Raw genomic sequence first — 12,969 nt, 5'->3', positions numbered from 1 at the left:
TTTCTCTCATTTCTTTCTTACCTGTCACGCCCACCCTTCTTATCCTTGAAGATCAATTGGATCGGCACCTTATCCAGCCCAAGTCCATCCCTGTATTTGTTGGTCAGATATCGTTTATACGAAAAGTGAACACCCTTTGTACTATTCGTCATCAATACGAATTTTGGAGGACATGTTCCAACCTGTGCTGTGTAATAGAATTTGAGGCGTTTATTTTTAAATATCGGTGGAGTATGGGCATCCAGGGCATCACGTAACAACTGGTTCAGGGCGGAAGTCGGGAATGACGCCTTATACTGGCGGTATACGGAGCCAATGGTCGGAAACAATCGCTTTATCCCGTATCCTGTCTTGGCAGACACATTCAAAAGTGGGGCAAATCCGACAAATGGAAGCTGGCGACCTATCTCTACCATGAGATGTTCCTGCCGTTTTTTATCATCCTTGATCAGATCCCACTTATTAACAAGAATGATCAAACCTCTCCCATGATCCAGCGCATACCCTATCACCTTTGAATCCTGCTCAGTAATACCTTCATCGGCATCTATCAGGATGACAGCGACATCACATTTTTCCAACGCTCCAAGCGACTTGAGAATAGAAAACTTTTCGAGTTTATCCTTGGTTTTGCCTTTCCGCCGTATTCCAGCGGTATCTATCAGCAGGTAACTGTATTTGCCATGGGTCAACATGGTATCCACAGAATCCCTGGTAGTCCCGGAGATTTCAGATACGACCATCCTGTCTTCACCCAAAATCCGGTTGATCATTGAAGACTTACCTACGTTTGGTCGCCCAAAGAAAGCGACCTTTACCGTATTCTCAGGAAGACCGGAATCATCATCGCTGTCATGTTCTATTATCTCAGTCACACCCTCCATCAAGGAGCGAAAACCATAACTGTGCTCAGCAGAAACAGGCCAGAGAATATCTACCCCCAGCTCATAAAATTGGGACAATACATTCAGTTCCTGTTCAGGACTGTCTACCTTGTTCACCACATGGAAGATCGGTTTTTTAACCCTGCGCAGAATTTCGACCACTTCATAATCTGCCGGGGTCACCCCTTGCTTGCCGTCCATGAGAAACAGTACAATATCAGCCTCCTCAATGGCCGCCATTGCCTGATCCCTTATATGATTGACAAGCAAATCTTCAGGATTGTCGTCAATACCACCGGTATCAACAAGGATGAATGAGTGATTTTCCCACTCGACCCTTTCATAGTGCCTGTCCCTTGTAACACCAGGGGTGGGATCAACCAGGGCCTTCCTCGATTTCGTAATCCTGTTGAACATGGTCGATTTGCCAACATTCGGTCGTCCGATGAGAGCAATAATGGGGCATGAGGGCATGGTTGTCATTTCCGGTTTCCTTTCCTACTTCCTGTTTTCGGGTGATTACCCAAACTATTTATAAAACTGTGTATCTTAACTATGCCACACTCGATCGTGCAAAAAAAGGGTGTCTGACCTCAATGTGCTTGAGAGAGTGTGGACAACGCCTGTTCAACCGTATCTGTCAGAACAGGGAATTCAGATTCATCAAGACGAGTCAACTGTTTATACAGATTCTCCAGTGAAGGGCGAATATATGGCCTGAAAAATGTTTTTTGACGTACCATCCCCAGATAACAGAAGGCTCCAATAATCTGAAGATTTCGTTGTAATGAGAGGGCCCTGAATGATTGATAAAACTCTTCTATATCTACCTTGATGACCTGTTGAAGTTTTTTCAGGTAATACTCAAGCAAACTATCCTGCATGAAGGCCGGCAGTGAGGTGTATGGATCGAGAAGAAGGGAGGCGACATCATAGCCAAGCGGGCCAAAACGTCCACCTTGAAAATCGATGATCCGCACCTTGTTGTCCTTTATCATTACGTTACGCGACTGGAAATCACGATGCAGGAAGAAACTGCAGTCACCCCTCCCAGCCCTTTGAGCCAAACGCAAAAAGTCGTTTTCAATTCCAGTCACCGGGGTCATGCCAAGTAAATTCAGCCAACATTGCTGATAAAAATATCCGGCCTCCCGGTGCAACATGAGCTCTTTGTCGTACAGGGGCGTATCCCAGCACCATTTCCCATTAAAGCCATCTTTGCCCTTGACCTGCATAAAAACCAGCACTTCAAGAACCTGCTCATAAATCTCATTCAGGTTCGCCAATTGTTGCCGGTCATCAAAATCGGTTGAACATGCAAGATCATAAAGATGCGTACCACCAAGATCTTCATAAAGTACAATACCCGTATCATGGTCATAGCCGAACATTTCAGGTACCGGAGTCGAGCACTGATACAGATGTTGACCAATTGCAAAGGCAGCCTGCGCCTCTCTGAGCGCATTTTTATCGTCTGATGGGGGCACCGCAGCGATACAACTGAAGTCTGGGTGTGATACCCTGTAAAACTGTCTGTTCGATCCGTCACCCGTCAACTGAACGAGCTCGAACCCTTCAGTCAACAAGCCTTTTTCAGGTATTGAACCATTTTCCGGATCAAACAGGATATGCAGGATATTGTCTAAAAGTTGCTTCTTACTACGTGTTCTCATTTCAACGTTACTTCCTGCGGTCCGGAGTTGAGGATATTAACTGGTCCTGAAACTCACAATTTTCCGGGAGCTGGACTCCATCCCAAATCACAACCCTGGCTAAGGAGACATTCTTGCCAGTTACCCGGCCAACGGATCCCCATTCATGGGTCGAACTCATGCCTGTCAATAAGGCATCTTCATCGACCAGAAACGGCTTGTGCATTTTATGTTGTATCTCTCGCCATACGGGCACTTTTCCGGTCAACAGTCCTTCATGCAGAGAAAGGTAATCCTCAGTGGTTCCCATATCGGTCCAGTAACTGTTATCTACGCGCATTATCTGCAGCCTCTCGCCACTTTTCAGGAGGGACCTGTATAAATCAATTATGCAGTATTCCCTGCCTTTCTCAAGAGTCTGAAGTATGTCGGGATTGATAACATGCAGCCCTGTAAATGCCAGCATCTGCCCAGCTTCGTCGTGGGAAAAATCTGCCACATGGTCACCAGCCACACAAACAGTATTAAACCTGGCATAATCATGCATGGCAAGAGTGACATTCACTCGCGATTGGGTATGAAAATGATACAATTCTTTACAATCAATCGTATGATAAATATCCCCGTTGGTGATAAACAAAGGCTCATCTCGCATAAGAGGAAATGCATTGCGTAATCCACCGCCGGTACCGAGAATCAATTCTTCCTCAATAACCGTTACTCCTTCACAACCAGCCATCGCCTTGCTGATCTGTTCCCTTAAATGGTGGCAATTGACAATAATGTGATCGAAACCGCTGTGTTGCAAACGCTGAACTGTTAATAACAACAGGGGGATATTCAGTATGGGAAAGAGAGGCTTGGGCCGGATCAGGGTATGCGGTAGCAACCGTGTGCCGAATCCCGCTGCCAGAATCATGGCCTGCATTGTATTATCTCCCTGCAGATTATATCGGATTTATGGGCTGAGGCAGGCTCATGCATCTAATACAAGAGGGTTCCATCCTCAGCTTCAGTTACACCAATGATGATAATTCCGGCTTTTTCGGCAGCTTCTACCATTTCTTCCTTATCAAAAATTAGAGCTTGCCCAGCCTCAACAGCAAGCACGGAGCCAGATACAGCCTGAAGAGACTCAATCGTTTTCACACCTGTGGCGGGAAGATCAAAACGGAAATCCTGTCCTGGCTTCTTCACTTTTACAACGACCGCTTTCTCCTTTGCCAACTTACCGCCACGCTTAATTGCCGCGTCGGTCCCCTCGATTGCTTCGACGGCCACCACGGTACAATCCCGCACTACAACACATTGTCCAATATCCAGACGACCGATGGCCCGCGCATGCTGCCAGCCAAACTCAACATCCTGCCTCTGCACCTTTGATGGTTTTTTCCTGGTAAGAACACCTTGGGGAAAAAGAAGATGCTGCAGGTACATGGTCGATTCCCGTACTGAGATTCCTTCATTTTCAAGTGCACCTGCCACCGCACGTAAAATAGCATCATCCTGCTTGGCATCGATTTTATTCCAGAGGCTCAGTCCCTTAAGATCCGGCAACACGTCTCTGAAGATCTTCGTTTTGGTAATCGTACCCAAAAAGACAGTTTCTCCGACGCCCTGTTTTTTGAACCAGGAAATCACCTTCCCGAGCTGACCAAGCTTAACCCAGCATGCATCATCGGCTGCCTGGGTCACACTCTCATCGGTCTCACCCTTATGGGCAATCACCATGACTTTCCTGCCAGCACGTTGTGCAGCCTTGATAAACAGCAGGGGGAACTGCCCTCCCCCGGCTATTACACCTATTTTCGCCGAATCAACGGTCATTAATCTTCAATGGTCCGTTTGACCACACCACGTTTGGAATTCTCAAAAAAGGAGATCAGCGTTTCAACTTCAGGGCATCCAGGCACATCTCTCCGTGCCACATCCAAGGCATCTTTTAAGAGCAGGCTCTCATCACGAAAGATAATGCGAAAGGCAGCTTCAAGGTTATTAATCGTCTCACGGCTAAATCCATTCCGCCTAAGGCCTATCTTGTTGATGCCAGAAATTCTTGTCCTGTTTCTCGTTCCTGCCAATATAACATAGGGAGGAACATCCAGGCTGATACCGGAAACACCACCGATGTATGACATGCTTCCAATCCTGCAGAACTGATGCACAGCCACCAGGCCCCCAATGGATGCACGATCCCCAACCTCAACGTGCCCGGCCAGGGTAGCCACATTGGCCAAAATAATATTATTGCCAATCTTACAGTCATGTGCAATGTGGATATAAGCCATTAAAAGATTGGAGTTGCCTATAACCGTTTTACCGTTTCCATCAGGAGTCCCCCGATGAATGGATGCATATTCCCGAACCTGGTTATCATCGCCAATGTGGAGTTCTGTCGGTTCCCCTTTATAACTGAGATCCTGCGGAGCTCCTCCCACTGTAGCAAATGAACCGATCAGGTTTCTCTTCCCGATAAAGGTTGGGCCCGATATTACTGCATGGGGTTCCACCCTGGTATCCGCATCAATATGCACTCCTGCCTCGATAACTGCATATGGGCCGACGGTAACGCTACTATCTAATTCCGCTTTTGGGTCTACTACTGCTGTTTGATGTATGGTCATGTTTTTTTCTGTTTCGCGTAATATATGTGCCCCTTATGGTAAACCGGGGCAAGGGAAGAGGGAGTCTTACAATCAATCGGGCTCGAGTTCAAGAGAAATTGCATCGTGATTTTTGCTCTATTCCTTTCTCCCGGAGGGGATGCTACACTCTGTTTATGAGAACGATGCCATCAACTCGGCTTCAGCAACAAGTTTGTCATCCACATACGCTTTAGCACCCATCACCAAAACGGATCGTTTCTGCTTAAGTAGTTCCAGTTTGTATATAAGCTGGTCACCTGGCACCACCTGTCTTCTAAACCTCGCCTTATCGATTCCGGCAAAAAATACCAGCTTTTCGCCAATTGCATCAGGATTGGCGTAAAATGCCATAACGCATCCGACCTGAGCCAACCCTTCAAGTATCAGTACTCCCGGCATAACCGGCTGGCCTGGAAAATGACCTTGAAAAAACTGTTCGTTAATGGTGACGTTTTTCAGGCCGGTGATCTCTTTTCCGACATCCATGGACAAGATACGATCCACCATCACAAATGGATATCTGTGTGGAATGAGTTTAAGAATTTCAATAATATCTATCTGCTCCGGTGCCACCACTTCGCTCATTTTCTATCTCCACTATCTAATTGTTCAAGTCGCGCCTGAAGGTTTGCGACAATGTTCTTTATCTTCCTGAATTCACTGTATATTTCCGGCAATTTCGCATAAACAGCGGTAGCTTTGGCCCAAGTCTTAATCGGGATTGCCGGAACACCGCCCAGTTTCATCCCTTTAGGTTGGGAATTATGAATACCGCTGCTCGCAGCCGCCATAACCTGATCTTCCAGGTGAATATGCCCATTAACACCAACCTGGCCACCCAGTACTACATTCCTGCCCAATGTGGTCGATCCGGCTATACCAACTTGAGCGACCAGGAGTGAGTTGGGACCGACAACCACATTATGAGCAATCTGCACCTGGTTATCAATCTTGACACCTGACTGGATCCAGGTATCGCCCAATGTGCCCCTGTCGATACATACATTGGAGCCAATTTCTACATCATCATCTATCAGCACCTTGCCTATTTGAGGGCGCTTAACATGATTGCCCATACTATCCGTGGCATATCCATACCCATCACTGCCAATAACAGTACCTGAATGAATAATAACCTTTTTGCCGATTATACACTTTTCAGCGATAGTAACATTAGCCTTTAACAGGGTGTCATCCCCAATCACCACATCATCCCCAATAACGACGCCTGGTTCCAGGGTAACACGCGCCCCAATCGTAACCCTGTTGCCAATCGCCACCAACGGCCCGACACTCACATTCTCTGAGATCGTACAATTGTCACCGACATATGCCCTCTCGTGAATCCCGTCAGGTACCCATTCTGTCTCCAGCAAGCGATTATGGATTATTGCGGATGCCAGGTAAGGATCTTTAACCTTTATTACAGGTAAAGGTAATTCCCCCTCCAGTGCTTGAGGTACCAGAACGCAGGCGGCTTGTGTGTCTTTAAGACGATCAACTTCCGCCTTCTTCACCAGAAAAGAGATTTCCCCAGTCCCTGCTGCCTCGAGAGAGTTCAGGTTCGTAACCGTTATGTCGCCTTGGCCTACCAGTGTCCCCTCAACAAGTTCAGCAAGCTCCTTAAGTGATAGTTTGTTTTCTTTCATAGGAATGTGTTTTTTGTAGTAACACCTGGAATAGCATCATGAAATCAACTGTATATCAGGTAGTTATCACGTATATCTAGAAATGTGGCGAGATCTCCCTGCCACTCGGATTCAATTTCATCAATAGGTTTGCCCTTTTCAACATCCTTTCGTATCCTTTGACTGCCAAGTATTAAATCCATTGGCAAGCGGACAAATTCGTATTCATATGGAGGGTGTTTGTAACCAAATTCTTCCTGATGAGTATGCATTACAGCCTGCCACAGCGCAAGACTTGTTTTATAGGGTCGAAACGTGGCTGCATCGGTAATATGGAGATGAAACCCATTACATGTTTCACCGCCATACTTTCCAGATGTGGGTTCAAAAACGACAGGCCGAAGGTAACAACCAGGTAAATATGAATTTTTTAACCGTTTTTGAATAGCAGGCAAGTTCCAATAAGGAGCCCCTACCAATTCAAAAGGCAAGGTGGTTCCCCTGCCCTCCGAAACCGTTGTCCCCTCCCAGATAACCTGGCCCGGATAAACTAAAGCTGTTTCGGGAGTCGGCATATTCGGTGAGGGAAATACCCAGGGGAGGCCGCTATCACGAAACAACATAGACCTTTTCCATCCTGTCATCTCAATAATCTCAAGATCCGCTGCGATGCCACACACGTCATTAATATAAAGGGCTAACTCACCAAAGGTCATGCCGTGGCGCATCGGCAAAGGGTAGAGCCCAACAAAAGATGTCCATTCCGGTTCAAGTAAATTTCCCTCAACCCCTTTGCCGCCAATAGGATTTGGCCGGTCAAGGATAATTACCTTTTTTCCTGTCATGGCTGCCATCTCAAGGCAGTACCCCATGCTATACAGGAAGGTATAAACCCTTGTCCCTACATCGACAATATCGATAAGCAATACATCGAATTGATCAAACATCTCGCGGCTCGGTTTCCGGCTTTCTCCATAAAGGCTGTAGACCTTTAATCCAGTTAACGGATCCAGCTGATGAGCAGACTCAATCATATTATCCTGCTTCTCTGCAAAAAATCCATGCTGGGGAGAAAGCAAACACTGAAGTTGCCCGGGAAACTCACGTTCCAGGTGAAAACGCCCATGCACGAGATCTGAGGCTGTCGATGCCTGGTTCGAAAGAAGACCCAGCTTTTGGTTTTTAATCTGCTTGAAATCAGAATATAGGAGTCTTTCCAGACCTGTCTGCACCATAGCACTGTATCGTTGTTGGAAAATTCATGGGGATTGTTGACGCTGGCTATACTACAGACGGATGCGTGAAAAGTCAAAGTGAAGTGAGAATAGTGGGAACATCTGCCCACCTCTTTTAAAGATTACTGTTCTGCTGGTACGAAGAGTACAGATTAAAGTTATGTGTGGTGAGTTGGTATGGGTCGCAAAAGTTACCGTACTTCCAGAAAAGATGTGCCTATACGGTTCCCCTTCCGGTCAAAAACGTCCAGACGGGCGGTGGTGCCGCTTTTTATATATTCCTTTCTTGTAACCACATCGGTAACCAGTTGGTGCCAGATCCTTGAGTTAAGATAATTTTTACCACCTGCACCTTTGACGGCAGCAAAAGCGGAGCGGTACTTCAACCACCTCTCCTTTACATACCCACCACAATTCCCCGGTGGGTGAAGCCTGATGATGTTGGTGTCCGTCGTTTTATCACTGGCTACCTTTTGCTGAAGTTGCTTGATACTGTCGATCAGAGGAAGATTAACCAAAATAGAAGTTGAAAGGCTTCGATCCACCCGTTCCATCATATTTTCTTTCAAATATTCAAGCCTCATCCTGCAAAAAACCATCCCAGTAGTCAACTCCCTGATGGAAGTTCGTATACCACCGAATGTACCGCCCTGAACTCCGGCTTTCATGGCAATTATGGTTTTGCCTCGGGGGAATGCACTTTTTTTCGTGTTATCATTGCCGGCAGGATCCATGGCTCTTTCACGTATAGCTCCCTGCAAAATGCAATGAAGTTTCTCATCAACCTGCAACCTGGAAAGAGGCCTGGAGAAAATCAAACACCACTCCATTTCCGCATCATGACCTTGTGTATACCATTCAGCCACTCCGGTTCCTGTTAGTATTTCGTCCGGTCGCAACACACTACTGATGGATGTGTCTATACTTCTGTCAGACGGACACCCGGAGGTTCGTAATCCTGTCCCTTCAACTGCCCCTCCCCTTTTTCCTATCCTCCTAAGCGCTATTCCACCGCTCATACCTATCCCCCACAGGCATTCGTGTACACAACACCATCACAACCTCACCAAGCACAGTGAGTTGGTTCTTCCGATTATGATTTATTATTTTATCAGGGGAATCTGAAATATTTCTTACAAAAACTGGAATGGACAGAAAACAAGGACTGCCGCTAACTCACATACAGACGCTAGCGGCAGTAAAATGATAGACTTATTCGACAGTTACAGATTTTGCCAGGTTTCTTGGCTGATCCACATCACAGCCTCTTCTGGTAGCAATCTCGTAGGCAAGCAGTTGTGCCGGTATGGTATATAGCAGTGGATTCAATTCGTCCATAACCTTCGGAAGGTAGATAACGTCATCGGTAATATTTTGCAGATGTTCATCTCCTTCTGTGCCGATAAGAATAATCCTTCCTTGGCGGGCTTTAATCTCCTCAACGTTTGAGATGGATTTTTGATAGACGCCATCCTGGGGTACCAGTGCAAGGACCGGCATGTCCTTATCGATAAGTGCTATAGGACCATGTTTGAGCTCACCTGAGGCATAGCCCTCGGCATGAATATAAGAAATTTCCTTGAGTTTTAAAGCTCCTTCAAGTGCAATTGGGAAACTGAGGCCCCTCCCGACAAACAGGAAATCCTTACTGTCGTAATACTCTTCTATAAGCGTAGCGATCTTTTCCTGAATCCCAGGTAATTCAATGTCTATAAGAGTAGCGATTTCAATTAATCCTTTGCCAATTTCCAAACTTTTCTCAGCATCAATCTGTTGTTTTTTCTGACTTAAATATACGGTCAGCAGCAGAAGCGCTGTCAACTGGGCAGTAAAAGCCTTGGTCGAAGCGACGCCGATCTCAGGTCCGGCGTGCGTATAGACGGTTCCATCTGCCTCACGGGTCATGGTCGAACCGACTACATTACAGATGGTAATAACCTTCGATCCCAGCTCCTTGGCAAGCCGGATGCCGGCCAGTGTATCCGCAGTCTCGCCGGATTGAGAGATGGCGATAGTTAACACCTTTTCGTCAATCAGCAGGTGCCGGTAACGGAATTCGGAAGCAATATCGACCTCTACCGGTATTCTGGCAAACTGTTCTATCCAGTATTTTGCCACCAGTGCCGCATGCCATGAGGTTCCGCACGCAACCAGGAAGATCCGTTCAATCCCGGCGAGTTCTTCACTATTCAATGCAATTTCCGGTATAATAATCTCTCCCGTCTCCGGATTGACCCGACCACTGAGGGTATTGGTAATAGCCTGGGGCTGCTCATAGATCTCCTTGAGCATAAAATGCTTATAGCCGGACTTTTCAGCCATTGCCGGGCTCCACTCAATATACTGAACGAGCTTATCTATAGCCTCACCGGTAGTAAGCGAGGAAATGGTATAACCTTTCTCGTTTAAGATAGCGAGTTCTCCATCTTCAAGGAAAACGACCTGATTTGTATAGGGCAAAAGGGCTGGTATGTCAGAGGCCATAAAGGTGCCAATGTCATCACTGATACCAAGCACAAGAGGGCTCTGGTTACGTGCGGCAATCAGGGTCCCAGGTCTCTTTGCCCACAACACTCCAAGTGCATAAGAACCATCAACAAGTTTTAATGCGCTTTTTACCGCTTTTTCAAGATCGTCACCAAGATGCTCTTCAATCAAGTGAGCCAAAACCTCGGTATCTGTCTCTGATGTAAAAACATGTCCCTTGGCCTTGAGATCTTCACGAAGCGAATGATAATTTTCAATAATTCCGTTGTGTACAACAACCAGATCGCCTGTGCAGTCGCTATGTGGATGGGCGTTCTCTGTAGTCGGTGCCCCATGGGTCGCCCACCGGGTATGGCCAAGACCTGTATGGGAAGGAGCGGCAATGGCATCATCGATCAGGTTCTCAAGATTCACCAGTTTTCCTTTTGAACGGTGTTTGACAAGTTTCCCGTCCTCCAGATAGACAATACCTGCCGAATCATATCCGCGATATTCGAGTCGTTTCAACCCTTCAAGTATGACAGGAACTACTCTTCGTGGACCGCAGTAACCAACTATGCCACACATAACCTTCTCCTTTCTTGCCGGAATGTATCCTGGCCGTCTAAAACCGAAAATACATATATTTCAATTCAACATCAAACAGTTAACCATATCAACAGACAGGCATTTTTTCTATTCTGGTACCTGTGTCTTTTTCGCGCAGCCTGTAAAAATTGAAAATAGTGTTTAATAATACAGAAAAAAACACACTAAATTAACATGCCAATCCAGTTAAATGCGAGGTTTTTCTTTTCAGGCAAACCAAAACAGGCTACATTCGACAGTTCGACAAAAACGACTTCCCCATGAACATCAACATAATTAAAAATAAGACCATGAGCGACAGAGAACGGCTAAAACAAATACTCCTTGATAAATCATATCGTAAGGGCACCTTCACCCTTACTTCCGGCAAAACTTCTGATTTTTATATCGATGGCAAACAGACAACTTTGTCAGCAGAAGGTGCCTACCTTTGCGGCAAACTCCTTTTTGAACTTATCCGCAGCAGTGACGTAAAAATTGATGCAGTCGGAGGTATGACTCTGGGTGCTGACCCACTTGTCACTGCGGCTTCCATTGTCAGCTTTCAGGAAAATGAACCCATCCCGGCGTTTATTGTCAGAAAAGAGGCCAAGGGTCATGGTACAGGTAACTACATTGAAGGATTAAAAAATATGCCTGAGGGCTGCACGGTGGCTCTTATAGAAGATGTGGTCACCACCGGAGGCACGCTGCTCAAGGTAATCGATAGAGTTGAAAATGCTGGTTTTAAAGTAGGCCTTGTTGCAACAGTTGTTGAACGGCAGGAGGGCGGAGTCGAGGTACTGGCCAAGGCCGGCTACAGACTTGAATCTGTATTTACCCGTGAGGAATTATTGAGCTGAGATGGAATGTCCTAACTGTTCAGAAAAACTTGAGGTGCATCGCATGTGCAGACGTGTGAGAATGCGTTGCACCGGCTGTAAAAAGGAATATCATATTCATGAAGTAGCCGATCAACTTGATGATGAGACAGAAGAAAAATTGTCTATGTACACCTCCATCATTTACGATTAAGTTTTCATTCTGCAAATGCTTTTATAAAGGCACCTCTCCGGTAGGAGCAGGTGCCTTTTTCATTCCTGTTTTTCGTATCCTGATACACTCAACCGTTCTGCTGGGTTCAGCACTTTTGATGAAGAAGAAACAAGAGACAGAAAAACGGGCTAATTGCAAATTATTATTTGCTTTATTTTCCCTTAGGATGCATAATTGACCTGACATACAGATTACCTTTCACATTACATAATCTACCGTATTTGCCTGACAAAATCACCCGGCAACACTTGGTTTTTGGGAAACAAAGGTTATCTTACATTTAAGAAACTGTTATTGGGATGAAATTGCATGATGACAAAACGGCAACAAGATGACGATACAGCTGAACGCGCCTTTGTAAGGGCAGACGGGAACGCTACACTTGTATGCCCGCAATGCAACTGTGTGAAAATAGTACCTGTAATGCAGTACAAGGAACGGCAACACCGCTTACAAGTCCGCTGCACCTGCGCGCATGTCTTCAAAATAAATCTCGACTTTCGCCAATGTTATAGAAAGACGACAAAATTGGCCGGAATCTACGCCCTCAAGCCACCTGCTGTGGGTGGAGGAATGGTGCGTATACACAATATTTCCCTTAGCGGTATCTGTTTTGAGGTGACTGGTGTACATAATATTCAACTCGGCCAAAAAGGGCGAATCGACTTCACCCTTGATAACAAGAAGGAGACTCGTTTAATCCGGGAATTTACTGTTCGTTCAGTCACCGGGCCTATGATCGGTGGGGAATTCAAGAAAGAGCAACAGTATGAAAAAGAATTGGGTTTTTATCTTCGATTTGGCCCCTGATTAAA

At 46.0% G+C, this 12,969-nt stretch carries 13 protein-coding genes; 3 read left to right on the top strand and 10 right to left on the bottom strand.

The annotated features are described in order from the left end of the window. Positions 1–17: 17 nt before the first annotated feature. From der to glmS, 10 genes are all read right to left on the bottom strand, one after another. Positions 18–1,367: a ribosome biogenesis GTPase Der gene (der, locus tag GA520_RS09265; RefSeq protein ID WP_240910080.1), complete on the bottom strand. Its 1,350-nt coding sequence runs from the start codon at positions 1,365–1,367 to the stop codon at positions 18–20. Positions 1,368–1,477: 110 nt separating this feature from the next. Further along, on the bottom strand, positions 1,478–2,557 hold the full coding sequence (locus tag GA520_RS09260; protein WP_163336879.1) for an aminoglycoside phosphotransferase family protein: 1,080 nt from the start codon (positions 2,555–2,557) through the stop codon (positions 1,478–1,480). A gap of 7 nt (positions 2,558–2,564) precedes the next feature. Further along, on the bottom strand, positions 2,565–3,464 hold the full coding sequence (locus GA520_RS09255) for a sugar phosphate nucleotidyltransferase (protein WP_163336880.1): 900 nt from the start codon (positions 3,462–3,464) through the stop codon (positions 2,565–2,567). 56 nt (positions 3,465–3,520) lie between these two features. Then, positions 3,521–4,363 (bottom strand): LpxI family protein, encoded by an 843-nt coding sequence (locus tag GA520_RS09250; protein WP_163336881.1) that lies wholly within the window; start codon positions 4,361–4,363, stop codon positions 3,521–3,523. After that, positions 4,363–5,160: an acyl-ACP--UDP-N-acetylglucosamine O-acyltransferase gene (gene lpxA / locus GA520_RS09245; protein WP_163336882.1), complete on the bottom strand. Its 798-nt coding sequence runs from the start codon at positions 5,158–5,160 to the stop codon at positions 4,363–4,365. The genes GA520_RS09250 and lpxA overlap by 1 nt, the downstream gene beginning before the upstream one ends. Before the next feature lie 153 nt (positions 5,161–5,313). Then, positions 5,314–5,766 carry a 3-hydroxyacyl-ACP dehydratase FabZ gene (gene fabZ / locus GA520_RS09240; RefSeq protein ID WP_163336883.1) on the bottom strand — a complete coding sequence of 151 codons (453 nt, stop codon included), beginning with the start codon at positions 5,764–5,766 and terminating at the stop codon, positions 5,314–5,316. Beyond that, positions 5,763–6,830, bottom strand: a complete 1,068-nt coding sequence (gene lpxD, locus GA520_RS09235; protein WP_163336884.1) for a UDP-3-O-(3-hydroxymyristoyl)glucosamine N-acyltransferase — start codon at positions 6,828–6,830, stop codon at positions 5,763–5,765. Before lpxD ends, fabZ begins: the two co-directional genes overlap by 4 nt. A 44-nt stretch (positions 6,831–6,874) precedes the next feature. Next, on the bottom strand, positions 6,875–8,044 hold the full coding sequence (locus tag GA520_RS09230) for an exo-beta-N-acetylmuramidase NamZ domain-containing protein (RefSeq protein ID WP_163336885.1): 1,170 nt from the start codon (positions 8,042–8,044) through the stop codon (positions 6,875–6,877). A gap of 191 nt (positions 8,045–8,235) precedes the next feature. After that, positions 8,236–9,063, bottom strand: coding sequence for a hypothetical protein (locus GA520_RS09225; protein WP_163336886.1), 828 nt, complete (start codon positions 9,061–9,063; stop codon positions 8,236–8,238). A gap of 193 nt (positions 9,064–9,256) precedes the next feature. Next, the gene (gene glmS, locus GA520_RS09220) at positions 9,257–11,098 is read right to left on the bottom strand and encodes a glutamine--fructose-6-phosphate transaminase (isomerizing) (protein WP_163336887.1); all 1,842 of its coding nucleotides are present in this window, start codon (positions 11,096–11,098) and stop codon (positions 9,257–9,259) included. 311 nt (positions 11,099–11,409) lie between these two features. On the opposite strand from glmS, the gene pyrE reads away from it, so the two are divergent. The 3 genes from pyrE (at position 11,410) to GA520_RS09205 (ending at position 12,964) form a co-directional block, all read left to right on the top strand. Further along, positions 11,410–11,961 (top strand): orotate phosphoribosyltransferase, encoded by a 552-nt coding sequence (pyrE, locus tag GA520_RS09215; protein ID WP_163336940.1) that lies wholly within the window; start codon positions 11,410–11,412, stop codon positions 11,959–11,961. 43 nt (positions 11,962–12,004) lie between these two features. Further along, complete coding sequence (locus GA520_RS09210) at positions 12,005–12,133, top strand: hypothetical protein (protein WP_255494312.1); 129 nt, start codon at positions 12,005–12,007, stop codon at positions 12,131–12,133. Between the two features lie 330 nt (positions 12,134–12,463). After that, complete coding sequence (locus GA520_RS09205; protein WP_163336888.1) at positions 12,464–12,964, top strand: hypothetical protein; 501 nt, start codon at positions 12,464–12,466, stop codon at positions 12,962–12,964. The last annotated feature ends 5 nt before the right edge of the window (positions 12,965–12,969 follow it).

The sequence above is a fragment of the Desulfopila sp. IMCC35008 genome, assembly GCF_010646885.2.
Lineage (GTDB): Bacteria > Desulfobacterota > Desulfobulbia > Desulfobulbales > Desulfocapsaceae > Desulfopila.
This window is presented reverse-complemented; position numbering and strand designations above follow the sequence as displayed.